Raw genomic sequence first — 22,837 nt, 5'->3', positions numbered from 1 at the left:
CCATGACTGTTGTTCGCGGGCGTGTCAGCCCAGGCTGACACTAAGGCCGCCTTATCCCCTGCCTGTGAACTGGATTTCAGCCGTCTGCATGGTAAGATGGCCAAAATTCGGATATCCCAGTTCAGGAAGCCTATGTCAGATAAATCCATGAAAACCGCCACCAAAATCGTGAGTCTTGGGCGGGAAAAGAAATACAGCAAAGGCGTCATTAACCCGCCGGTGTTCCGCGCATCGACTGTGGTATTCGATACCCTTGATGACATGCGCCACGCGGCCAAGCACAAGCATGAAGGCGAGCTCTTTTATGGCCGGCGCGGCACCCCAACCCATTTTGGGTTTCAGGCTGCCATTGCCGGGCTTGAAGGCGGCGCTGGCACGGCGCTGTATCCCAGTGGCGCCGCCGCGATTTCAGCGGCGCTGCTCGCGTTTCTTAAAGCAGGCGATCACCTCTTGATGGTTGACAGCGTGTACGAGCCCACCCGCGACCTGTGCAACAAGCTGCTGGCCAATTACGGCATCGAAACCACCTATTACGATCCGTTGATTGGCGAAGGAATTCAGGCGCTTATCCGCCCCAATACCAAGGTGCTGTTTGTCGAGTCACCCGGCTCCATCACCATGGAAGTACAGGACGTACCCACCCTCGCCCGCATCGCCCATGAACATGGCATGGTGGTTATTCTTGATAACACCTGGGCATCGCCCATCAACAGCCGCCCGTTTGAGCTTGGGGTCGACATTTCGATTCAGGCAGCCACCAAGTATATTGTCGGCCACTCGGATGTGATGATCGGCACCGCCACCGCCAATGCCGCCCATTGGGACAAACTGCGTGAGCACAGCTACCTGCTTGGGCAAACCACCTCGCCGGACGATGTGTATCTTGCCGCGCGCGGCCTTCGTACCCTGGGAGTACGGATGGCGCAGCACGAAAAGAATGCCCTCGCCGTTGCCAATTGGCTTGCGGCGCGCCCAGAAGTGGATCATCTGCGCCATCCGGCCTTCCCAAGTTGCCCGGGCCACGCGTTTTTTAAACGTGACTTTACCGCGAGCAACGGCCTTTTCTCGTTCGTGCTAAAAGACGGCAGCAGTGACGCCATGCAGGCCTTTGTCGAGGGTATGGATCACTTCAAAATGGGCTTTTCCTGGGGCGGGTTTGAAAGCCTTATCCTGTGGGTGAACGGTATTCAGAATATTCGCTCGGCCACCACATGGGATAGCAGCAAGCCGCTTATTCGGGTGCACATTGGTCTTGAAGATCCGGAGGATTTGATTGCCGATCTGGAGCAGGGTTTTGCCCGTTATAACCAACTGATGGGGCGGTAATTACCGCCGCCAAACACTTGGTTTTAGCGCATACTTGCTGCCAACAGGTTTCAGCACAGCATGCGTTTATACTAAAAACCTCACTTTTGTGAGGTTTTTGTCTAATGGCGACGGCCACACAGGGCAAATGTTAAGTCTCAGTTAAGTTTGCATCTCTACTTTAGCGTCAAGTGAACTTTCAATAGTGAAAAACAAGTAGAAAAGGAAACTGACATGAGCATTTCATTCACCAAGACATTGATTGCCGGCGCCTTGCTGGCCGTTTGCGGCAATGCCCTTGCCGGCGACGGCCACTGGTCTTACGAAGGAAAAGGCGCCCCTGAGTACTGGGGCTCACTCAAAAGTGAATTCGCCCTCTGTAAAGACGGCGTCAACCAAAGCCCAATCGACATTCGTCCCGTGGCTGATGCTCCGCTGTCACCGCTACAACTCGACTATCAGGGCAAGGTGACCAGCGTTATCAATAACGGTCACACTCTGCAGGCCAACTTTGGTGAAGGCAACAGCCTGACGCTGGAAGGCAACCGCTTCGAACTCAAGCAGGTACACATGCATGCGCCGAGCGAAAACACCATCAATGGCAAGCAATATCCGCTCGAAGCCCACTTTGTTCATGCCGACAGCGACGGCCGCCTGGCGGTGATTGGCATCATGTTTGAAGAAGGTGCCTCCAACAGCGGTTTTGCTACCCTGTCCGGCGCTTACCCCAAATCTGCATCGGATGCCGTGCCCTTCAGCGGCGAGCTGTCGCCAAACGCCTTTTTCCCCAAGTCGCTGGATTACTACCGCTTCAGCGGCTCGTTGACCACGCCTCCCTGCTCTGAGGGCGTACGCTGGGTGGTGCTTAAAGATGTGCAAACCCTGTCAGCCGATGAGCTGAAGGCCTTTACCAAACTGTATCCGAACAATGCCCGTCCGGTGCAGCCGGTTAACGCCCGCATCGTGGTTCAATAACGGCGGTTCAATAACGGCGGTTCAAAAGTGATGTAGGTTAAACCTACCCAAAAACAAAGCCCGGCACGTGCCGGGCTTTTGTCTTGATGAGCTTTTGTCTTTATGAACTTCTGGAGCATTCAACGCTGTTTGCAGCTCTGCTTGATAACGCCCTGATTTATAAAGCTATGATTTATAAAGCTCTGACTTATAAAGCCCTGACTTATCAAGCTCAGTTACCCTTGCCTGGGCTGGAAGCTACCGGCGCCTGCCAGGCGTCGGTGCCAAACAGCGGTACGGTGGAGAGCGAGTGCTTGTGGCTGCCGGAGGTTTCTTTGGTGGAGTACGACAAATACAGCAGCGTTTGCGAGCCAGAATCGTAAATCCGCCTCACTTTCAATGTCTTGAAAAGCACACTCAAGGAGCTTGAAAACACCACCTCGCCTTCCTTGCTTTTATCAATGGCGGCAATATCAGCGGCGCTGATGGGCCCGGTCTGGCGGCAACTTATCGACATGTCGGACGGATCGGCCAACGACAAATCGGCCTTTACCCGGCTGATATGGCAGGTAACACCCGGCACCTTGGGATCGCCCTGCGCCTCTATCACCACATCCTTGGTTGTAAAAAGTCCAAGGCTCACCTTGCCCACATCGTCACCACAGCCTGTGAGCGAGAGCATGGCCGCTGCGATAAACAGCACGCCCGAGACCTTCGAGGCTTTGACCTTAGAGGCTTGAACCTTCAAGCCTCTGACACTTGAGCCTAAAAGCCGAGCGCCGGCGCGCTGCTTTGCGTTTGTGTGTATCATCCACAGTCCCTCTAACGTTATTTTGCTGAATGCTCTAAGCGCCAGCAGCTGCTTTTTCAAACAGCACAATCAGTCTTAGACCAGAGAAAAGCAGGCGGGTTTATCAGTCGCAAGTCTCGCCAGAGCCAGATCCGAAATCTGTGCCAGCGGCAGTGCCTCAGTCAGTGCCAGTGCCTGTGCCTGTGCCTGTGCCTGTGCCTGCGCCCGCAAACAACAGCTCGGCGCGGCGGGCAAGACCCGAAGTCACCGAGCCGAAGTGATCGCCCTGCACCACAGGCACCGCCGGATACACAGAGGCAATCCGGCTTGCCACCGCCGGGCAGCGGCTGCTGCCGCCGGTAACGTAAATCACATCCGGCAGCACATCTTCTGCCACCGCGGCGCGCATCAGCTCTTCAATGCGCTGCATCAGGGGCGAAATCGATTGCGAAAACGCCGCTTCACTCACCTCGGTATCACTGCCATCCGGATGGGTAACCTGCACCAGCTCCCGTTCACTCAGGCCAATTTTGGCAAGCTCCGCCGCTTTGACCAGCTGAAAATGTTGCTGATCGCGTCTGAGTTTTACCAGCCGCTGCAACGCCTCGGGCGCCTTGGCATCTTTCATCAGCTCTTTAAGCAAGGTTGTATAACTTAAGCTTAAAAACTCGCGCTGGGCGCCCACATCATTAATGGCCACCGCCTGCCAGAAGGGCTGGCGCGGCATCGGCTTGCCGGTATTGAGCTCACTGCCAAGCCCATAATGGGGCATCAGGGTTTCCATGGCGAGGGCAATGTCCAAATCGTTGCCGCCGATGCGCTGACCGCTGTGGCCAAGGCAATCGCCATCACGCTCAAGCGTGGCGCGCCGATTTGGCCCCATGTTGACCAGCGAGCAATCTGTGGTGCCGCCGCCCACGTCCACCACCAGCACCCGCTTATCGGTTTCAAGGCTTGCCTCAAAATCAAACGCGGCCGCCAGTGGCTCAAACAAAAACTCCACTGTGTCAAAACCGGCGCGCATTGCCGCGGTGCGAAGGATAGTCTCGGCCTGTTGGTTGGCTTCTTCGCCGCCGCTGCCCTGAAAATTCACCGGCCGCCCAATCACAGCCCGGCTGAGTTTGCCTGCATTGATGCAGGCTTCACCGCGCGCTTTAACTTCAAGCATCATCAGGGTGACTATGTCTTCAAACAGCGCCACCTGCTCGGGTCTGAGCCCCGATGCGCCCAGAAAGGATTTGGGCGAGCGCACAAAAAAGCCTTCTTCCGGTGTATCGAGATAGGCATTGAGCGCCGCTTCGCCGATAAACACTGTGTCATCGCCGGGGCTTAGGTCAAGCTCCAGACGCATCCGTCTCGCGCGGGCAAGCTCGGCGCTGCGGGCTTTGGCAAGCTCGCGGCCGGCATCACCGCCAAGGCGCTGAACCACGGCTTCGGCGATAAAACTCACATCCAGCGCATACACCACCGACATCAGATAATGGCCGCCGCGCTCGCCAATGGGCAGCATAGATACCTCGCCCTTTTCACACAGCGCCAGCGCACAGTTGGCACTGCCATAGTCAAAGCCTGCAAACACGGTCCATTCTCCAACACATCAAAAAGCCGGCCAAGGTACCAAAATCCCCGCCTCCTTGAAAGCCCTGTTGTCTGACTTGGGTATGACGGCGTTCATCATTCTGACATCTTATTGAGATAACCTCAGTGCGGTAGCTATACTTTTTCAATATTGCCAATCACTTGAAGGCAATTTCATCGACTGTGACCGCCGTGGTTTTCATCGGCCCTCAGGGCTGATATTGTGTCAGCGTCCCGGCGTCTGCACTGCCAAGCCGCTCAAAGGAGTTTGCGAGTGTCTCCCAATACCGACAAGATGTTTATCAACAAGGAACTGTCCTGGCTGTCGTTTAACGAACGTGTGTTGCAGGAAGCCTGCGATCCCGAGGTGCCGCTGGTGGAGCGCATTCGCTTTTTGGGCATCTTTTCCAGCAACATGGACGAGTTTTTCCGGGTTCGGGTGGCATCGGTGCGGCGCAGTATTTTGCTCTCAAGCCTGCAGGATGGCCCCAACACCAGCAGGCATCTGCTGGCAAAAATTCAGACCCGGGTGCTGACGCTGCAGGAACGGTTTGACGCCATTTACAGCGAGCTGATGCGGGAGCTGGTGCGCCGCAATATTCTGCTTATCAACGAGCAGCAGCTAAGTGAGTTTCACAGCCACTGGCTCAAGGTGCATTTTCGCGATCATTTAAAGCGCCACATCGCGCCGCTTATCGTCTCCAATCACCGCTCGGTGATGAAATATATCAACGACAACGCCACGTACCTCGCGGTGTGCCTGCACGGCAAAGAGCGGCGCCAGTATGCGCTGGTTGAAGTGCCGACCAAAAACGTGCCGCGCTTTGTTGAGCTGCCGGCGGAAAAATCCAAGACCAAAAAGCACCTGATTTTGCTGGATAACATTATCCGCCATTGTCTGGATGACCTGTTCTCGCCCTTTTTCGAATACGACAGCATAGATGCCTATTCGATGAAGCTGACACGTGATGCCGACTTCGACATCACAGATGAGCTCGACCAAAGCCAGCTTGAAAAAATGACCCGCGGCCTTCGAAAACGCCTCACCGCCGAGCCGGTGCGTTTGGTGTACGATAAAGACATGCCTGAGCACATGCTGGTGATGCTTAAAGAGCAGCTTGGCATCAGCTCCACCGAGTGTCTGGTGCCGGGCGGCCGCTACCACAGCTTTAAAGACTTTATCGCCTTTCCCAATCCCGGCCGCAAATACCTTGAGAACGATAAACTGCCGCCGCTGGACAGCAGCGGTTTTGAGCGCTGTGGCAGCAGTTTTGATGCCATCTCCCGCGCCGACATCATGCTGAACTACCCCTATCACAAGTTTTCCCATTTTACTGAGATGGTGCGTCAGGCGGCGTTCGATCCGGCGGTGAAGTTCATCAAAATCAATCTGTACCGGGTGGCGCGTAAATCCCGGGTGATGCAATCCCTTATCGATGCAGTGAAAAACGGCAAACAGGTCACGGCGGTGATTGAGCTGCGTGCCCGCTTCGATGAAGAGCACAATATTGAATGGACCCGCATCCTCGCAGAAGCAGGCGTTAAGGTACACCACGGCATTCCAAGCCTTAAAGTGCACTCCAAACTGTGCCTGATTGGGCGCGAGGAGCAAGGCGAAACGCGGCTTTATTGCCACGTTGGCTCAGGCAACTTCAACGAAGGCACCGCCAAGGTGTACACCGACCTGGCGCTTTTTACCGCCAATCAGGAAATTGCCAAAGAAGTTGAGCAGGTATTTGATTTAATTGAGCATCCTTACAGACGCGATAACTTTAAACACCTGCTGGTGTCGCCCTTCGATGCGCGTCAGAAGCTGATTTCACTGATTGACGATGAAATCCTGCACGCCCGCATGGGCAGCCGCGCCGCCATTACCTTAAAACTCAATAACCTGGTGGATGAGCAGCTTATCAGCAAGCTTTATGATGCATCCATGGCTGGGGTAAAAATCCGTCTCATTATCCGCGGCATGTGCTCGCTGGTGCCGCAAATCAGCGGGATCAGTGACAATATCGAGGTAATAAGCATAGTCGACCGGTTCCTTGAGCATTCGCGGGTCATGCTGTTCCACGCAGGCGGCGAAAACCGGCTGTTTTTGTGCTCGGCCGACTGGATGGCGCGCAATATCGACAGCCGCATTGAAGTCACAGCGCCCATTTACGACCCGCACCTCAAGCAAATGGTGATGGATTTGCTGGCGCTGCAATGGTCAGACAACACCAAAGCGCGAATTATCAACAAAGAGCAGAGTAACCCCTATCGCAATCGCGGCAATAAACGTAAAGTGCGCTCCCAAACGGCGATTCATCAGTATTTGAGTCAGTTTGAGAAGCTGCAGGCGGCCAGATTTGCCAAAGAGGATGAGGCGAGTCGCCTCGCCCAGGCCGCGGCGCGTGAAGCTGAGGAATTAATGGCACAAAGCGCCTTTGCCGAGCCGCAAAGCGGCCTTGCTGAGCCTCAAACCAGCGCAGCTAAGGCAGCGCCTTCGCCTGATAGCAATTCAACTGACAGCAATTCACCTGACAGCAATGCAGCTGAAAACAGGGTTGAAGAGCAGGTAAAAAGTCCGGCCGCCACCATGCCCCAAGCCAGTTAAACCATTGCGGAGAACCCAATTTGTCTGCATCACAACAACGGCATTTTGTCGCCATCGACATGGGCTCCAACAGCTTTCATCTGATGATTGCGCGGGAGCAGGATGGCAGCCTGCAGATTTTGCACAAAGAAAAAGAGCAGGTGCGGCTGGCACAGGGCTTAAGCCCCGAAGGCTATCTCTGTGATGACGCCATCGCCCGTGGACTTGAATGCCTTCGAAACTTCGGTCAGCGCTTTTCCGATCTGTGCGAAACCCGGGTGCGTCTGGTGGCGACCCACACCCTGCGGGTCGCCAAAAACCGTGACAAATTCCTAAAAGCCGCGCTCAAGGTTATCCCTTACCCGATCGAGGTGATTTCCGGCCATGAAGAGGCGCGGCTCATCTATGCCGGCATAGCACAAAGCCAGGTGCTGGATAAGCACAATCTGGTCATCGATATAGGCGGCGGCTCGACCGAAGTTATTATTGGCAATAAAAATCAGCCGGTTAAGCTTTCAAGCCTGCGCTGCGGCTGCGTCAGTTACAACGAGCGCTTTTTTGCCGACGGCAGCCTTTCACTAAGCGCGTTTCGCGCCGCCCAGGCCGCCGCCGACAAGCAGTTTTCATCGCTGTCAAAAGAGTATTTTGAGGGTCGCTGGGATCTGGTGCTTGGCAGCTCTGGCTCAGTCAAAGCCATTTGCGAAGCGCTGCAGGAATATTTTCAGGATGAGACTGTCACCCTTAGCCGGCTTCGGGAGCTAAAACTCAAGCTGGTACAGGCAGGACACGTAGATAAGCTTGAGTTTGCCAATATTGAGCGCAAACGCATACCGCTGGTGCCGGCGGGGCTTGCGATCCTCATCAGTTTTTTCAGACGCCTTGAAATCGACAAGCTCACGCCAACACCGGCGGCGCTGCGCGAAGGCGTATTGTATGAGCTTGCACAGATAGATCTTTTTCAGGACATACGCCACCGCACTGTCGACAGCATTGCCCAGCTTTATCATGTCGATACCAAACATGGCGCCAAGGTGCGCGATTCGGCCATGGCACTGTTTGATTCGGTGGCTGACAGCTGGCAGCTGCGGCCCCATGCACGGCTGCTCGCCTACGCCGCCATGCTCCATGAAATTGGCATTCACATTAACTCCCGCGCCCACCACAAGCATGGCGGTTACATCATTGCCCACAGTGATTTACCCGGTTTCAGTCAGGATCTGCAGCAAGACCTGGCGCTGCTGATTGGCAGCCAGCACAAAAAGCCGCAGTTCGATACCATCAACAGCCTGCCGGATGGTCGGCGTGAGGTATTGGTAAAACTCCTGTGTCTGCTGAGGCTCGCCATACTGGTTAACCTTGGTCGGGTCGCCCGCTCGCTGCGGCTAAGCTGCAGTGTGCTTGGCGAAAACGAGCTTGCCCTTATCCCGGAGCAAAGCGCCCGGGTCGAGTTGCTGCTTAAAGATCTCAAACGTGAGAAAAAGCACATGGCACAGCTTGGGCTGCAATTGAGGCTCGACAGCGAGCTGTCGACAGAGGATGCCGAAGACTGATATCTTACCCGCCGGCCGCGCCATGGCTGTTCGCCCGCCATGGCAGCTCAGTATGGGAATTGAGCCCGTTTTGAGCCACTTTCCAGTTCACATTTCGGGCAAGTTTTAGGCAGCGCGGTGAAATTTGGGTGGCTAAGGTTACGCCATATCGATACAATTCGTTACATACGTACCAGTTGGCTACTGTAAAATGGTGCAGGTGGCGCTGCCTTTGAGGCCCTTTTCGGGTGTCGGCAAGCACACCACCAACCGGTCGATAACAATAATGAGTTTGGGAACAGCGCAAGATGCGCGCCTTTAAGGTCATTTCTTAAGGTTAATTGCATATGGAAATCACTACTTTAGTGCTGCTGGCACTTTTGGTTGTGCTGCACTGTCTGTTTGGTTACAAAGCAATCCGTAATGATGCGAGCATCAAGAGCAGTCAACGGCTGCTCTGGTGTGTACTGAGTTTGCTGCTGGGTCCTGCCGGTTACTACTTCTATCAGGGGATGATCCCCTGCGAATTGTTGGGGCGTGAATAGATTAGCGCCAACGCAAAGCCACAACGCGCTTTTGCAACAGGAAGGATAGTGACGGCAAGCTCGGTAAACGCTCTCAGTGCATGCTCCAGATTAAAGCGCTCGGAACAAGCACGAGACGAATGGTCACGAACACACAGTGGTAAATAACGAAAGAAAGTCACAAAAAAGCCCCGCAATCGCGGGGCTTTTTTATGTGCAGAATCCTTTTCTCTGCATAAAGTGCTGTAGGTTACAGGTGACTGTGCTCCAGCACCAAGTCCATTTCCGGTGGCCGCTTTAGCACTGGTGCCTGACCATCCGCCAGCGCCTGCTTATAAGACTGGCTCATCTTCAGCGCCAGATACAAATCAGATCGTACCAACAACCCACCCTCACCTGTGGGTATGCCCTGCGCCTCGCACCAGGACATCAGCTGACGCTTACGGCCGGCAAGAATAAGGCGGATTTGCTTACGTTTAAGCAAATGGAACAGATCCGACAGCATCGCCATCACACTGATATCCGGATGGGTAAAACAGGGCACCGCATCAATAATCACCACCTGCGGCGTTTCACTTTCAGCGGCAATTTTTTCAAGCAAACGGCGCTTGAAGTAGCTGGCGTTAAAATACGTCAGCGGCGAGTTAAAGCGGTAGATAAACACGCCCGGTACCGCTGCCGCCTTGTCAGTGCCATCAAGGCTTCGAAGCGTGCCTTTGGAATCAAGCCCGAGACACTGATCGCTTGGGCGCATCACCACCTGCAAAAACTGGAACAAGCCAAGCAGCACCGCAAGGGTGATGCCGGGGATTACCCCAATCAGCAGCACCGCCACAAAGGTGGTCAGCGCCAACAAAAAGGCGCGCCGGTCTCGGGTACGAAGCCGCCACAGGTTTTTTAAATCAATCAGCGACCAGGACGCCACCACCAGCACGACCCCAAGGGCAGCTTGTGGAATAAAGGCAAGCGGCGCGGTAAAAAGCCAGGCAATCAGTCCAATCACCAGCGCAGCTATCAGCGACACCAGCTGCGTCTTTCCACCGCTGGCATCGTTTACCGCAGTGCGGGAATCGGCGCCGCTGACCGCAAAGCCCTGGGAAAAGGCCGACGCGAGGTTGGCAAGGCCGAGCGCACGGAATTCTTTGTCAGGGTCGATGTCGTAGCCATTTTTGGCAGCAAAGCTTCTTGCTGTCAGCATCATGCTGACAAAGCTTACCATCGCCAGGTTAAGCGCCGGCATCACCAATTCGCGGGCAATGCCGATATCAAAGGCTGGCATCTGCAGCGAGGTGAGATTCACCGTCACATCCCCAACCAGCGCCACATCAAACTTTTCAAGCCCAAACAACCAGGCGACTGTGGTACTCGCGGCAATGACTATCATGGCTGCCGGCCAGCCCGGGCGAAAACGCTTCACCACCAAAAACACCAGCACCGCCGACAAACTCATAGCCAGGGTCGCCCAGTGGATTTCAGACAGATAGTTGGGCGCCGCTGCCAGACGGTCAAGCAGATAGCGCTCATCAAAACTGAAACCAAGCACCTTGGAGGCCTGCCCCACTATGATGGTGATAGCGACACCGTTGATGAGCCCCATCAGGATGGGTTTGGAGAGAAAATCGGCCAGGATCCCCAGTTTGAAGCGGCTGGCAATCAGACACCAGATCCCGGTCATGGCCGTCATGGTCATCACCAGTTGCCAGTGCTTGGTGCTGTCACCGGCGGCAAGCGGCGTGACCACAGCGGCGATAACGGCGCAGGTCGCGGCGTCCGGGCCAACAATCAATTGCCTTGAGGTACCAAAGAGCGCGTACACCAACATGGGCAACACGCAGGAATAGAGACCTACCAGCGGATTGACGCCCGTTAACTGGGCATAGGCAATCCCGACCGGCAACGCCACGGCGCTGACAGAAAACGCCGCGCGGAGATCGTCCTTGAACCACTCTTTGCGATAATCTTTAAACGATGCCAGGCCCGGCATCAGGGACAACAACGCAGACACTCAGACTCCTTGTAACTACGGCCTTGTAACTTAAGCCTTTCCCCGCCTTATCCTTGAATTAGCGCAGTTTGTCTATCCCTGCCAGCAAAAATAATTCAAATGGTCAGGGCTGCTGGCCATTTCGAGGCCCAATTTTAGGACACAATTTCAAGGCTGAATTTCAGGATAAAACGTCGGGATGACATCTTGCCCACGCTTATACGGTCATGGGCCGGAAGTTCAGTCAGACAATAATCATAGGCAAGGTCGCGAGCAGTAACACGGCCATCGACAGATTAAATGCCCGTTTGCGGTTATGGCTGCCAAGAAAGCGGCCAATCGCCTGACCGAGCAGCACCCAGGTAAAGGATGCCGGAAACCCCACCAGATTGAACACCAGCACCATCAATACCGCGCTTTGCCAGTAACCGTCGCCACTTAGGGTAAAGGCGCTGCAAAGGGTCATCACCGCAAGCCAGCTTTTGGGATTGATCCACTGAAACATCGCCGCTTCAACCACGCCAAGCGGCTGACGCGCATCCCCCGCTGCTACCTGTGACACCGGCGCCGTGCCTATGCTGTAGGCAAGCCAAACCAAATACGTCACCGCCACCAGTTTAAGTACCTGATGCAGCGCCGGAATGCCCTCAAACAGCGCCCCAAGCCCCGCCAACATGGCCAAATGCAGCGACGTGGTGCCAAGGCGAATGCCGACAATATGGCGCAAGGTTCGGCGCACCCCAAAGTTAGCGCCGGACTGGGCGAGCAGCACGTTGTTTGGCCCCGGAGTCATGGTCATGGTGGCACAAAAAAGTGCCGCCGAAATAATAAGCTCGCCAAGTGATGTGTCCACAGCTCCTCCGAAAATTGTATTGATACATTACCGCCTTGATACCGGCTAAATATAGCAATACTATAGAGATCAATTGTTGATCAATTGGAATATTGTCATGAGTACAATTTGGCTGCCGCAACTGCATAGATTCGCTGGTAATAAATACGAGCAACTGGCCAGCGCCATCGGCGAAGCGGTCAGTGACGGCAGTCTGAGTGCTGGCAGTAAACTGCCACCGCAGCGGCGGCTTGCGGATGCACTCGGTATCACCCTGGGCACAGTCACCCGCGCCTACGGCCGGGCCATAGAGCAAGGCTGGCTGGAAGCGCGGGTCGGCGATGGCACCTATGTGCGAAACACCCAGCTTGTTCAGGCTGCCGGGCCGCTCGACCTTTCGACCTGCCAGCAGAGCATGACAGATCAAACAGCTATCCTTGGCGAAGCCCTGGTGCAGCTTGGGCGCGATCCTGAGCGCCTCACCAACCTGCTTGGTTATCAGGGCTCACCTCAGCCTAGCCAATACGAGACAGTCGAGCGCTTTTTGCGTGACGAAGGCTTCAATCTTTTTGATGGCAAACTGGTGTTCACCCAGGGCGCGCAGCAGGGCATTTTTGCCGCGCTGTCAGCCCAATGTCTGCCGGGTGACACAGTGCTGCACGAGGCCTGGTGCTACCCGGGGCTCAATAAGGCCGCCGCCGAGCTTGGGCTTAAGCTGGTAGGTATCCCCTTAACCGACGAGGGCCTTGAGCTCGAAGCCCTTGAAGACGCCATTAAATCCCACGCCCCCAAAGCCCTTTACCTTACGCCAAACAATCAAAACCCAGCCTGTTTCGGATACAGCAAGACTCAGCGCACGCAGCTGATTTCACTTGCAAAAAACCACAATCTGCTACTGATTGAAGATGATGTTAATTACTGCACCCAGGATGAGCGCGAGCCCACGCTTTGGCAGCTTGCGGGGGATTCGGGCAAGGTGGTGTACCTGTCCAGTTTGTCAAAACGCTTCGCGGGCGGCCTCAGGTTTGGATTTATGCTGCTGCCACCCTCGCTGCATGCCCGAGTTAACCAGAGCATCCACGCTCAGTGCTGGATGGTATCGGGGCTTATTGTGGAACTTGGCTGTGAAATTATTCGACGGGGCGGTATTCATCAGCTGCGGGATCAGCGTATCAAGGCGCTGCAACGCCGCTTTATCGAGATGACAGCAAGGCTTAAGCTCAACGGCCGCAGCCGCGGGCTTAACGCCATGCTGATGCTGCCTGACACCATGAGCGCCGGCGTGGTGATAGCCCACCTTGCCGCCAAGGGTATTCTGGTGCGAAGCCTTGCCGATTTTGGCGGCCCAGCCCATGGCCTGCGCCTAAGCTTTGGCCGTATCCCTGTGGGTGACGAAAACACCGTGTTTGAAGCCATAGAATCGACCCTTGCGCTGCTGATGACCGAGGGCGACCCTGTGGTTTAACCGCTTTCGCGACTAACTGCAGTTTGGGTTTTGGGCGTTGATTGCGCGGCGCTGATTCTGTGAAGCTGGTTTTGTGGCACTGGTGTTGTCGCGCTGGTTTTGCGGCGTTGGTTTTGTGACGCTGGCTTTGCGGCTTTTAAAATCAGTCAACGCAAAATCGCTGCCGCAAAACACATACAGCTCATCGCCTGAGCCTTGTAAATCCACCCTAAATCCGGCGACAGCCTGCGGGCTATTCAGTAATATATGTTTTTCGCAATTACTCTGTTGTAACAGGCGGCAACTACTCTGTTGAAGCAGGCGGAAGTGGGCTGCTGAACCATGCAAAAGTACGTTGCTGAAGTAAGAAGAATAAAGGGCTTATCCTGTTGCTAAGTAAGCAGTGGCTACGTAAACAGTGGCGACGTCAGGCGCGGGCTGCCTGCCCTGATGGGGATTGGGACTGGCAGGTTCTGCAGGGTTTAGCGCCTGCACGCAACATTCTCCTGCAAACTAAATTCGCCTGAAAACCAGTCCATACGCCCGTCAAGGCGTGACACGAGAGGTAACTGTGGGACAGTCCATCCAAACCGGCAGCGCCGGAGCAACATCAGCCGCCGTTAAGCCCTGGCTAATTCCTTTGCTGGCGTCCATAGTGGCCATCACGCCCCTTGCCATCGACATGTACCTGCCGGCGATGGCCGCTATTGCCGCAAGTCTGCATTCAGACATCACCGGCGTGCAGCAAAGCCTCAGCGTGTATCTGGCGGGCTACGCCTGTGGCCTGTTGCTGTTTGGTCCCCTTGCCGACAAATATGGCCGTCGGCCGCTGGTGCTGCTGGGGTTGGGTGGGTTTGCGCTTCTCAGTCTTGGATTGGTGTTTTCGCCTGATCTGGAAAGCTTTTTTATACTTCGATTTTTTCAGGCCATGATAGGCTCGGCCGCCACCGTGGCAGTACCGGGCTATGTGAAAATTCTCTACGGCGCCAATACCGCCAAGGGCATGTCATACGTGAGCCTTATCATGATGCTAGCACCGCTGATTGCCCCCGGCATAGGTAGCTTTATTCTTGGTGTAAGCCACTGGCAGATGGTGTTTTATGTGCTGGCAAGCTACGCCGCCATCACTCTGCTGCTGGTGTACTTTTGCCTGCATATTCCCGAGCAAAAGTTGCCAAAATCCGAGCGGCCGGGTTTTGCCAAAGCCTATAAAATCGTACTGACCCGCCCGGGCGTAAAGGGCTTTATCAGCAGCGGCGTGCTCACCTCCTTTGCATTTTTTTGCTATCTCACCGCCTCGCCCTTTGTGTTTATGCAGGTGTTTGGTCTTGATAGCCATCACTTTGCCATGGTGTTTGCCGCCAACGTCGGCGCTCTGATGCTCGCCAACGTACTGAACTCCCGTATCGTTGGCCGCTTTGGCTCGCTGCGGCTGCTGCGCGCTTCCACCTTGCTTGCCTCGCTGTTTGGCCTTGGGCTCACACTCGCCAATCTGGCGGATTTCGGCCTGTACGGCACCCTTGCCTGTTTGGTGCCGCTGATGGCCTGCCTTGGGATTATGTCGGTCAATGCCGATGCGATAGTGCTGCTTAAGTTTCAGCATGAAACCGGCACCGCCACTGCCGTTATCGGCACCCTGAGATTTGGGGTTGGCGCCTTGGCAGGACCGCTGCTGGCGCTGCTGTATAACGGAAGTGCGCTGCCTTTTTCGGTGCTGATGCTGCTGTCGGTACTGCTGGCTGGCGTTTGCCAGTACCTGGCCCGCCAAACGGCGTAATTGAATAAAATGCAATACTGCCACCTGTGACTGCCACTGGTGGCAACATTGCCAAAATTAAAAATTAATCATAAAATTCAATGCTTTAATCAAAATCTCACATCATCTCGAGCCTAGAGCCGCCCGTGCCAGCCACCTCAAAATGTTGAATTTTCTTTAAGTTTGTTGTTTTTTTTGAAATCTCTCTTGTAATCCCCTGTCCTTTTTACAAAGATGAAGCCCTGTCCATCTGTGACAGTTGCCAAGTGATGCGCATCAACTTTGTTTCTTACCGGAAACCCTGGCAATTGTGCGGGCCTTTGTACCCCAAGGGTCTGGTTTTAGAGCGATTACCGTCGCTGTAACAAGTACTGTTTACCGTAACGGTATCTTTTTTGAGGATGCATGAATGGAAAAGCTTTCCGGCGCCAGCATGATAGTTCGTTCCCTTATCGATGAAGGCGTAAAACACATTTTCGGATATCCGGGCGGATCGGTTCTGGATATTTACGATGCCCTGCACCAAAGCTCCAATATCGAACACATTCTGGTTCGCCATGAACAGGCCGCCGTGCACATGGCCGACGGTTATGCCCGCGCCACCGGCAAGGTCGGCGTGGTATTGGTAACCTCAGGCCCAGGCGCCACCAACGCCATTACCGGCATTGCCACTGCCTACATGGACTCAGTGCCACTGGTCATTCTGTCAGGCCAGGTGCCATCAAGCCTTATCGGCAACGATGCGTTTCAGGAATGCGACATGATTGGGATCTCCCGCCCTATCGTAAAGCACTCATTTCTTGTTAAAAATCCTGCGGATATTCCGGAAACCATCAAAAAAGCATTTTACATCGCCGCCACCGGTCGCCCTGGCCCCGTGGTGGTGGATTTGCCAAAAGATACGCTCAATCCCGCACTTAAGTTTGACTATCACTACCCAAGCGAAGTGAAGCTGCGCTCCTACAATCCGACTGTGTCTGGCCACAAGGGCCAAATCCGCCGAGGTCTGCAGGCGCTGCTGGCGGCCAAAAAGCCGGTGCTCTACGTGGGCGGCGGCGCGATTATCTCGGCCTGTGACAAACAAATTCTGACCCTGTCTGAGAAGCTTAATATTCCGGTGGTCAACACCCTGATGGGCCTTGGCGCCTTTCCGGGTACGCACCCGAACTGCATCGGCATGCTGGGGATGCACGGCACCTACGAAGCCAATATGGCGATGCACGAGAGCGACCTGATTTTCGGCATCGGCGTGCGCTTTGACGATCGCACCACCAACAACGTGCAAAAATACTGCCCGAATGCCACAGTGCTGCACATCGACATCGACCCGTCCTCGATTTCCAAAACCGTGCAGGCGCATATTCCCATCGTCGGCAGCGCCGATAAGGTGTTGGATGAAATGCTCACCCTGCTGGACGAAAGTCAGGAGTCCATGGATGAAGCCGCCATCGACTGTTGGTGGAAAGACATCAACAGCTGGCGCGCACGCAAGTGCCTCGCCTACGAGACCAGTGTCGATAAAATCAAGCCACAGCAGGTGATTGAAACCCTGTATCGGCTGACAAATGGCGATGCTTATGTCTCATCCGACGTAGGTCAGCATCAGATGTTTGCCGCGCTCTACTATCCCTTTGATAAACCAAGACGCTGGATTAACTCAGGCGGGCTTGGCACCATGGGCTTTGGTCTGCCCGCCGCCATGGGCGTAAAAATGGCCATGCCGGATGAAACCGTGGTCTGCGTCACCGGCGATGGCTCCATTCAGATGAATATTCAGGAGCTGTCCACCGCGCTGCAATACGACGTGCCGGTAAAAATCATTAACCTTAACAACCGCTTCCTTGGCATGGTTAAGCAGTGGCAGGACATGATTTACTCTGGGCGCCACTCCCATTCGTACATGGATTCGGTACCGGATTTTGCCAAAATTGCCGAAGCCTACGGCCACGTTGGCATCACCATCAGCCGTCCCGAAGAGCTTGAAAGCAAGCTTGCCGAAGCCCTGTCGCTGACCGACAGGCTGGTCTTTGTCGACATCAACGTCGATGAAACCGAGCACGTTTACCCAATGCAAATTCGCGGCGGGGCAATGAATGAAATGTGGCTGAGCAAAACGGAGAGAAGCTGATGCGCCGAATTATATCTGTATTACTTGAAAACCAGCCCGGCGCCCTCTCCCGTGTGGTGGGGCTGTTTTCCCAGCGCGGCTACAACATCGAATGTCTGACGGTGGCGCCAACGGACGACCCGACCCTGTCGCGGATGAACATTACCGTGGCCGCCGACGACCTGGTGCTTGAGCAAATCGAAAAGCAGCTCCACAAGCTGATTGATGTGCTCAAGGTGTCCAACATCACCGAATCGGCCCATATCGAGCGAGAGCTTGCGCTGGTGAAGGTCCGCGCCCAGGGCGACGTACGGGAAGAAATCAAACGTTCGGCCGATATTTTCCGTGGCCAGATAGTGGATGTGACCGCAAATCACTATACTATTCAACTGGCTGGCACAACCGACAAGCTGGACGCCTTTATCAGCGCCCTGGCCGAGGTCACCAAGGTGGTGGAAGTGTCGCGCTCGGGCGTTGTAGGCCTCGCCCGTGGTGAAAAGTCGATGCGCGCCTGACTTAGACGCGAAGGACTTAGACGCGAAGAAACAGGCCGGTATATCCGGCCTTTTTTGTGGCCGGCCTCAAACCTTCACGCCGGAGGCGTAACCGAGTGACAGCTGCGTTCAAACTTTCTGCCCGGCTCATCCAATCCCTTATCCTCCTTGGTGTGGCTGGCACGCTGCTTGGCGCCTGCAGCAGTACCCATTCGCCGGAAGTCGGAAACTGGCAGCTTACCCTTGAAGGTTACTGCACCGAGCGCTACGAATTTCACGCCGATGGCACCATGGTGCTTTACAGTCCACCTGAGCTGAGTAAGGCCCGCTACTCCCTTGAAAGCGCTGATGAACCCGGGTTTTATAAGCTCAGTTTCTTCATCACCGAGCACAACGGTGAGCCAAGCTGCTACGGCGAAAGTGGCGGTGGTGTCGGCTTTGAAAATGCCTTTTACCTGCGCTTTGAAGATGCCAATAAGGTGATGCGCCTGTTCAGCGCGCCGGATCTTAACTCGCCCTCGGGCGCCTTTCTGACCCGTGAACATTAATCCGCGTCGATAAAGCAGCTAAATAGCAAGCAAATGAAGGCGCAGTGTTGTAAGGCTTTCGGATTTAAAGCAATTTTTGAATTTAAAGCAATTTTTTGAATTTAAGGCAAAGCGGCAATAAAAATGCGCTAAGCAATAGATTTTAAATAAAAAACGTCGGCCTCGGCCGACGTTTTTTATGGCGTCCCGCAATGCTCTGCAAACATTGCGGGACGCCGCACGCATTCGCAATTTTTTGCGAATGACCTTTTATAAATTACTGGGCTTCTGCTTCCAGCAGCGGACGGGTGCCGATTTCAATTTTGCGCGGCTTCAGCGCTTCAGGAATTTCCCGCACCAAATCGATATTCAGCAAACCATGCTCAAGGTAAGCGCCGGTCACAGTGACATAATCCGCCAGCTGGAAAGTGCGCTCAAAGCCACGCTCTGCTATGCCCTGATACAGATACTTACGCTCTGCGCCTTTTTCCTGCTTCTCGCCTTTCACCACCAGCTTTTCGCCTTCACTACTGATATCCAGCTCTTCCATGGCAAAGCCTGCCACCGCCATGGTAATGCGGTAACGGTTTTCACCAAGGAGTTCAATATTGTATGGCGGGTATCCGGCGTTGCCATTGTTGGCAGCGGCGTGTTCGGCAAGTTGCGCCAGACGGTCAAATCCGATGGCGCTGCGGTACAGGGGGGTCAAATCATAGTTACGCATGGCAATATCCTCAACATTAAGCAATATTCGGTGTCCGGCCGACCCAAGGTCGCGCCGTGGTCATTCCGCATCCCCGCAGGCGATGCACAGAGCCCTCATTTGAGCGGCTCTGACACATAAATAAGGTCGCTTGAGTGCTTTTCAAGCCTCAATCCCTAAAAAGTTGAGCGAAAAATTTAAGCGAAAAAGTTAGGCGAGAACCTTATCCACCACTTTATGCCTTACTTTACACAGCACTTTACGCGAGAATTTTGCCAATAAAAAAGGCCGGGGTTAGCCGGCCTTCTGGGTACAACACAACTTACTTGGCGGTGACTTTACAGCCTTTGGTGCTGTCGGAGTTGGTGTACACGATTTCACCCATAGGGTTGTAATCGGCGGCCTTGATGCTGCCCTTCTGCTTGAAGAAATCGTACAGCACGTCGGCATCAACGTAACCGGTTTGCACTGGGTTCAGCTTAGGATAGCCGTCACCGCCGGCAGCGTTAAAGCTTGGCACAGTAAAGGTGTAGCTGGCGCCGGCATCATAACCTTTGCCGTTTACATCGCTGATGGCCACGGTTTTGGCGGTACAATCCACGGTCATTTTCACGCCGGTGATTTGCGCGTAAGCGCCTGAGCCGACCTGCAGTGACGCTACTGCGCCGAGGTATTCAGTCAGCTCAGCACCTGTCATGGTGCTCAGGGTAACCATGTTGCCAAACGGCTGAACCGTCAGTACCGAGCGGTAAGAAATGTCACCGGCATCGATTGAGGCGCGCACGCCGCCTGAGTTCATTACGCCCACATCGGCATTCACTTTGGTGGACTGCGCCATGGCCAGCAGACGGCCAAGGTTGGTTTGCTCGTTACGAACAAAAGCGCGATCGCCCTCGAGGCGGCCATCGGTGGTGGCAATCACTTCTTCAAGAGAAGCCTGGCCCTTGTCCTGGTAGTACTGCAGCAGCTCTTTAAGCTCAGCATCGTGTTCGATGGCTTCACCGGCAAGCTCGGTGGTCTTCTTACCGTCTTCACCGATTTTCAGCAGGTTAACCGGAATGAGTTTGTATGACTTGAGGTGCAGCTCACCGTTGAAGTATTCGAAGTCGGCGCGGCCAACGTACTTACCCCACTCGTGAGCCTGCATGATCCAGGTGCCGTTTTGCTTATCAGGAGCACACTCGTCGCCGGGTTTGAAATCGGCGTAGGTGTTTTCTGTGCCTGGCTCCATACACACGGGGTTTTGCGAGTGACCGCCAACCACCAGCGCCAGCTCACCCTGTTTCAAGCTGCGGGCCATTTCCACGTCGCCCGGGGCGTTGCTGCCGTGCACACCATCGGCATAGTGGCCCATGTGGGTCACGGCAAAGATAAGGTCAGCTTTCTTGGCGTCCTGGATTTCTTTGATAACCTTGGCCACTTCCACCTTTGGATCGGTGAAGGTCAGCTCGCTGATAAATTCAGGGTTACCGATTTTGGCGGTATCTTCGGTGGTCAGACCGATAACGGCGATACGTACGCCGTTTACGTCAAATACTTTGTAGGCATCGAAGTAGCGGGTGCCGTCGGCCTTATAGATGTTGGCAGACAGGAAGGGGAAGTCCGCCAGCTGGCGCTGCATATCGAGCACGCTCAGGGGGTTATCAAATTCGTGGTTACCTACCGCCATGGCGTCGTAACCAATTTTGCTCATACCGATGAAATCGGGAATGGCGTCCTGCAGATCCGACTCCGGCACACCGGTGTTGATGTCACCACCGGACAGCAGCAGCACTTCGCTGCCCGCCTGCTCTACTTCGGCGCGGATTTGGTCAACCAGCGTCTTTTGCGCGGCCAAACCATATTCGCCGTCTTTGTTGTGCCAGAAACGACCGTGGTTGTCGTTGGTGTGCAGCAGGGTAAAGGTCTTACAGGCTTCACCGGCTTCTGCGCACGTTGTTGGCACTACAGGCTCTCTTGGATCGGCATCGTTACAGCCAGTCAAAGCAACCAGCACAGCCGTTGCCAGCATGCCTTTCATCAGATTATGAGACATATTATCAACCCCTTGATTATATTATTTTTAACCATCATCTATTGCTGACTGGGCTCTCAGGCCCTTGGTCGCGCACCATGATAGCAATTTTGACGGCAATATGTGGCAGAAATATGAATTTTCGTGAGCTAAATGTGCCATTTGTCAGACGTTTATCTATTTAAACGTCCACCTTACAGAACAAGCTATAAATTTGAATATGCTACTTTCAGCCAGAGAATGGCACGCTGACAATGAAGGTCAATTAAAATAGAGCATTAATTCAATGAGATGAGCTTGTGGCGAGGGCGAGAACAATTGTTCCAAATAAAAAACACACCAAGCGGTGTGTTTTTTATTAATTGCAGCTGAATGACGGAATTTTAACCAAGACGTTCAAGCAGCCAACGGCGAATATCCAAAAGCTGCGACGGCAGCACCGAGTGTCCCATGGCATAGGTTTGCCACTCGACCTGATAACCGCCACGACTTAATGCCTCATTGGCCATTTTGCCGGCAAACAACGGCACCACCTCATCCTGCTCGCCGTGGTGATGCAAAATCGCCGTGCCAAGGTTCGCCTGCGCGCAGTCGGCCGGTAAGGCATCGCCGCCCTGCAGATAACAGGACAGCGCCATGATCCCGCCAAGGGGATGCGGGCAGCGTAAGCCCGTAAAAAGACTCATCACCCCACCCTGACTGAAGCCCGCCAGAATAATGTTGTTGCTTGGAATGCCCGTAGCCAACTGCTCTTCAATCAGCGCCAGCACCCGCTTTTCTGACTCAAGCACGCCGGCAAGATCGGCGCGGTCATGCAAATCCATGCTTTTGATGTCGTACCAGGCCCGCATAATATAGCCGCCGTTGATGGTAACCGGCTGCTCAGGCGCGTGGGGAAACACAAAACGCACGGCGGCATCGTCCGGCAAGTTGAGCGCTGCAGCCACCGGCGCAAACCCGGCACCGGAATCTCCAAGGCCATGGAGCCAAATCACCGCCGCCTTGGCAGGCATTGAAGGTTCAATCACAATGGCATCAGGGCGATGCTGGGGAGTATTCATGGTCATTCCTTAGCAAATCCATAAAATTCAGTAATATCATCAAGGCATTCGACGCCATCGAGCGGCAAGGTCCAACTTACGGCGCCGGCATCGGCAATCAGCAGTGGCGGAGTGGTCACAAGGCGGATATCGTCAGGCAGCGCACGCAGCGTCGCACCGGATGAAAGCCTGCAAAGGAGCTCAGTCGGGGTCAGGATTAATTTGCCAGCGCTGAGTACTATTACCATCGCACGCCTCGGTTTGGATAATCAGGTATTTTTGGGAGTGCAGAGTGTATCAGGTTTCCGTTAAAGACAAAGGCAGCAGCTCATGCAGCATTTGATATTGGCGCTATCCCACGCGATTAAAAGCACAGGGCTGCATGACCAAGACGACACCGAAGCGCTGGCCTATTGGGCGGCAAACCATATCGGCTCGGCGTTAGCTTGCGCAGGCGATTACCATGGCTCTTTCAGCGAAAGCGATTCACGGCAGCCCCCGCCAATGTGCGACTGGAAGGTTCAAGTCCACAGCCACGGCTGGAGCAATCTGGTGCTGGAAATAACGCAAGGCACTAAGATATTGGAGAGCATGCAGATGCTCATACCCGCCACCGCAGAATCAGCCTCATGCGAAGAGACGCAAGCCCGGCGCCAATCATGGATGCTGCGCCTACCCCGC

17 protein-coding genes and 1 pseudogene are annotated in these 22,837 nt (G+C 54.5%); 10 read left to right on the top strand and 8 right to left on the bottom strand.

Translation table 11 applies throughout. The annotated features are described in order from the left end of the window. Positions 1–132 precede the first annotated feature (132 nt). Both KJI95_RS15300 and KJI95_RS15295 read left to right on the top strand, forming a co-directional pair. On the top strand, positions 133–1,326 hold the full coding sequence (locus KJI95_RS15300; RefSeq protein ID WP_214508054.1) for a cystathionine beta-lyase: 1,194 nt from the start codon (positions 133–135) through the stop codon (positions 1,324–1,326). A gap of 213 nt (positions 1,327–1,539) precedes the next feature. Further along, the gene (locus tag KJI95_RS15295) at positions 1,540–2,280 is read left to right on the top strand and encodes a carbonic anhydrase (RefSeq protein WP_214508053.1); all 741 of its coding nucleotides are present in this window, start codon (positions 1,540–1,542) and stop codon (positions 2,278–2,280) included. A 211-nt stretch (positions 2,281–2,491) separates the two neighbouring features. Here KJI95_RS15295 and KJI95_RS15290 read toward each other — a convergent pair whose 3' ends face one another. Further along, a complete protein-coding gene (locus tag KJI95_RS15290; protein WP_214508108.1) occupies positions 2,492–2,941 on the bottom strand; it encodes a CreA family protein in 450 nt (149 codons plus the stop codon). 286 nt (positions 2,942–3,227) lie between these two features. After that, a complete protein-coding gene (gene yegD, locus KJI95_RS15285) occupies positions 3,228–4,628 on the bottom strand; it encodes a molecular chaperone (protein ID WP_214508052.1) in 1,401 nt (466 codons plus the stop codon). Between the two features lie 273 nt (positions 4,629–4,901). Here yegD and ppk1 point away from each other — a divergent pair. The 3 genes and pseudogenes from ppk1 to KJI95_RS15270 form a co-directional block, all read left to right on the top strand. Then, a pseudogene (ppk1, locus tag KJI95_RS15280) lies at positions 4,902–7,052 on the top strand (polyphosphate kinase 1); the annotation flags it as partial. Positions 7,053–7,282: 230 nt separating this feature from the next. Next, entirely contained in the window at positions 7,283–8,752 is a 1,470-nt protein-coding gene (locus tag KJI95_RS15275) for a Ppx/GppA phosphatase family protein (RefSeq protein WP_214508107.1), read from the top strand. Between the two features lie 326 nt (positions 8,753–9,078). Beyond that, positions 9,079–9,276, top strand: coding sequence for a hypothetical protein (locus tag KJI95_RS15270; RefSeq protein WP_214508051.1), 198 nt, complete (start codon positions 9,079–9,081; stop codon positions 9,274–9,276). A 229-nt stretch (positions 9,277–9,505) separates the two neighbouring features. Here the strand turns inward: KJI95_RS15270 and KJI95_RS15265 are convergent, their stop codons facing one another. Beyond that, positions 9,506–11,239, bottom strand: a complete 1,734-nt coding sequence (locus tag KJI95_RS15265; RefSeq protein ID WP_214508106.1) for a SulP family inorganic anion transporter — start codon at positions 11,237–11,239, stop codon at positions 9,506–9,508. Between the two features lie 244 nt (positions 11,240–11,483). Then, a complete protein-coding gene (locus KJI95_RS15260; protein ID WP_214508105.1) occupies positions 11,484–12,038 on the bottom strand; it encodes a LysE family translocator in 555 nt (184 codons plus the stop codon). 151 nt (positions 12,039–12,189) lie between these two features. On the opposite strand from KJI95_RS15260, the gene KJI95_RS15255 reads away from it, so the two are divergent. The 5 genes from KJI95_RS15255 to KJI95_RS15235 all read left to right on the top strand — a co-directional run bounded on the left by KJI95_RS15255 (position 12,190) and on the right by KJI95_RS15235 (position 18,420). Further along, positions 12,190–13,536, top strand: coding sequence for an aminotransferase-like domain-containing protein (locus KJI95_RS15255; RefSeq protein ID WP_214508050.1), 1,347 nt, complete (start codon positions 12,190–12,192; stop codon positions 13,534–13,536). Positions 13,537–14,086: 550 nt separating this feature from the next. Continuing rightward, complete coding sequence (locus KJI95_RS15250; RefSeq protein ID WP_349356746.1) at positions 14,087–15,292, top strand: multidrug effflux MFS transporter; 1,206 nt, start codon at positions 14,087–14,089, stop codon at positions 15,290–15,292. Positions 15,293–15,680: 388 nt separating this feature from the next. Continuing rightward, on the top strand, positions 15,681–17,399 hold the full coding sequence (locus tag KJI95_RS15245) for an acetolactate synthase 3 large subunit (RefSeq protein ID WP_214508049.1): 1,719 nt from the start codon (positions 15,681–15,683) through the stop codon (positions 17,397–17,399). Then, positions 17,399–17,893: an acetolactate synthase small subunit gene (gene ilvN, locus KJI95_RS15240; protein ID WP_214508048.1), complete on the top strand. Its 495-nt coding sequence runs from the start codon at positions 17,399–17,401 to the stop codon at positions 17,891–17,893. Before KJI95_RS15245 ends, ilvN begins: the two co-directional genes overlap by 1 nt. A 95-nt stretch (positions 17,894–17,988) precedes the next feature. Beyond that, a complete protein-coding gene (locus KJI95_RS15235) occupies positions 17,989–18,420 on the top strand; it encodes a hypothetical protein (protein ID WP_214508047.1) in 432 nt (143 codons plus the stop codon). A 256-nt stretch (positions 18,421–18,676) separates the two neighbouring features. Here KJI95_RS15235 and KJI95_RS15230 read toward each other — a convergent pair whose 3' ends face one another. From KJI95_RS15230 to KJI95_RS15215, 4 genes are all read right to left on the bottom strand, one after another. Next, complete coding sequence (locus KJI95_RS15230; protein ID WP_214508046.1) at positions 18,677–19,123, bottom strand: Hsp20 family protein; 447 nt, start codon at positions 19,121–19,123, stop codon at positions 18,677–18,679. A gap of 301 nt (positions 19,124–19,424) precedes the next feature. Further along, positions 19,425–21,137, bottom strand: coding sequence for a bifunctional UDP-sugar hydrolase/5'-nucleotidase UshA (gene ushA / locus KJI95_RS15225; protein ID WP_214508045.1), 1,713 nt, complete (start codon positions 21,135–21,137; stop codon positions 19,425–19,427). Positions 21,138–21,499: 362 nt separating this feature from the next. Further along, the gene (locus tag KJI95_RS15220; protein WP_214508044.1) at positions 21,500–22,177 is read right to left on the bottom strand and encodes an alpha/beta hydrolase; all 678 of its coding nucleotides are present in this window, start codon (positions 22,175–22,177) and stop codon (positions 21,500–21,502) included. A 2-nt stretch (positions 22,178–22,179) separates the two neighbouring features. Next, on the bottom strand, positions 22,180–22,404 hold the full coding sequence (locus KJI95_RS15215) for a DUF3389 family protein (RefSeq protein ID WP_214508043.1): 225 nt from the start codon (positions 22,402–22,404) through the stop codon (positions 22,180–22,182). Between the last annotated feature and the right edge of the window lie 433 nt (positions 22,405–22,837).

This window comes from Shewanella jiangmenensis (genome assembly GCF_018596335.1).
Lineage (GTDB): Bacteria > Pseudomonadota > Gammaproteobacteria > Enterobacterales > Shewanellaceae > Shewanella > Shewanella jiangmenensis.
This window is presented reverse-complemented; position numbering and strand designations above follow the sequence as displayed.

Bases quoted from the DNA above. Each gene is read 5' to 3' on its own strand.
- KJI95_RS15300 (WP_214508054.1), top strand. From the start codon at position 133: ATGTCAGATAAATCCATGAAAACCGCCACCAAAATCGTGAGTCTTGGG.
- KJI95_RS15295 (WP_214508053.1), top strand. From the start codon at position 1,540: ATGAGCATTTCATTCACCAAGACATTGATTGCCGGCGCCTTGCTGGCC.
- KJI95_RS15290 (WP_214508108.1), bottom strand. From the start codon at position 2,941: ATGCTCTCGCTCACAGGCTGTGGTGACGATGTGGGCAAGGTGAGCCTT.
- KJI95_RS15275 (WP_214508107.1), top strand. From the start codon at position 7,283: ATGGGCTCCAACAGCTTTCATCTGATGATTGCGCGGGAGCAGGATGGC.
- KJI95_RS15270 (WP_214508051.1), top strand. From the start codon at position 9,079: ATGGAAATCACTACTTTAGTGCTGCTGGCACTTTTGGTTGTGCTGCAC.
- KJI95_RS15265 (WP_214508106.1), bottom strand. From the start codon at position 11,239: ATGCCGGGCCTGGCATCGTTTAAAGATTATCGCAAAGAGTGGTTCAAG.
- KJI95_RS15260 (WP_214508105.1), bottom strand. From the start codon at position 12,038: ATGACCATGACTCCGGGGCCAAACAACGTGCTGCTCGCCCAGTCCGGC.
- KJI95_RS15255 (WP_214508050.1), top strand. From the start codon at position 12,190: ATGAGTACAATTTGGCTGCCGCAACTGCATAGATTCGCTGGTAATAAA.
- KJI95_RS15245 (WP_214508049.1), top strand. From the start codon at position 15,681: ATGGAAAAGCTTTCCGGCGCCAGCATGATAGTTCGTTCCCTTATCGAT.
- ilvN (WP_214508048.1), top strand. From the start codon at position 17,399: ATGCGCCGAATTATATCTGTATTACTTGAAAACCAGCCCGGCGCCCTC.
- KJI95_RS15230 (WP_214508046.1), bottom strand. From the start codon at position 19,123: ATGCGTAACTATGATTTGACCCCCCTGTACCGCAGCGCCATCGGATTT.
- ushA (WP_214508045.1), bottom strand. From the start codon at position 21,137: ATGTCTCATAATCTGATGAAAGGCATGCTGGCAACGGCTGTGCTGGTT.
- KJI95_RS15220 (WP_214508044.1), bottom strand. From the start codon at position 22,177: ATGAATACTCCCCAGCATCGCCCTGATGCCATTGTGATTGAACCTTCA.
- KJI95_RS15215 (WP_214508043.1), bottom strand. From the start codon at position 22,404: ATGGTAATAGTACTCAGCGCTGGCAAATTAATCCTGACCCCGACTGAG.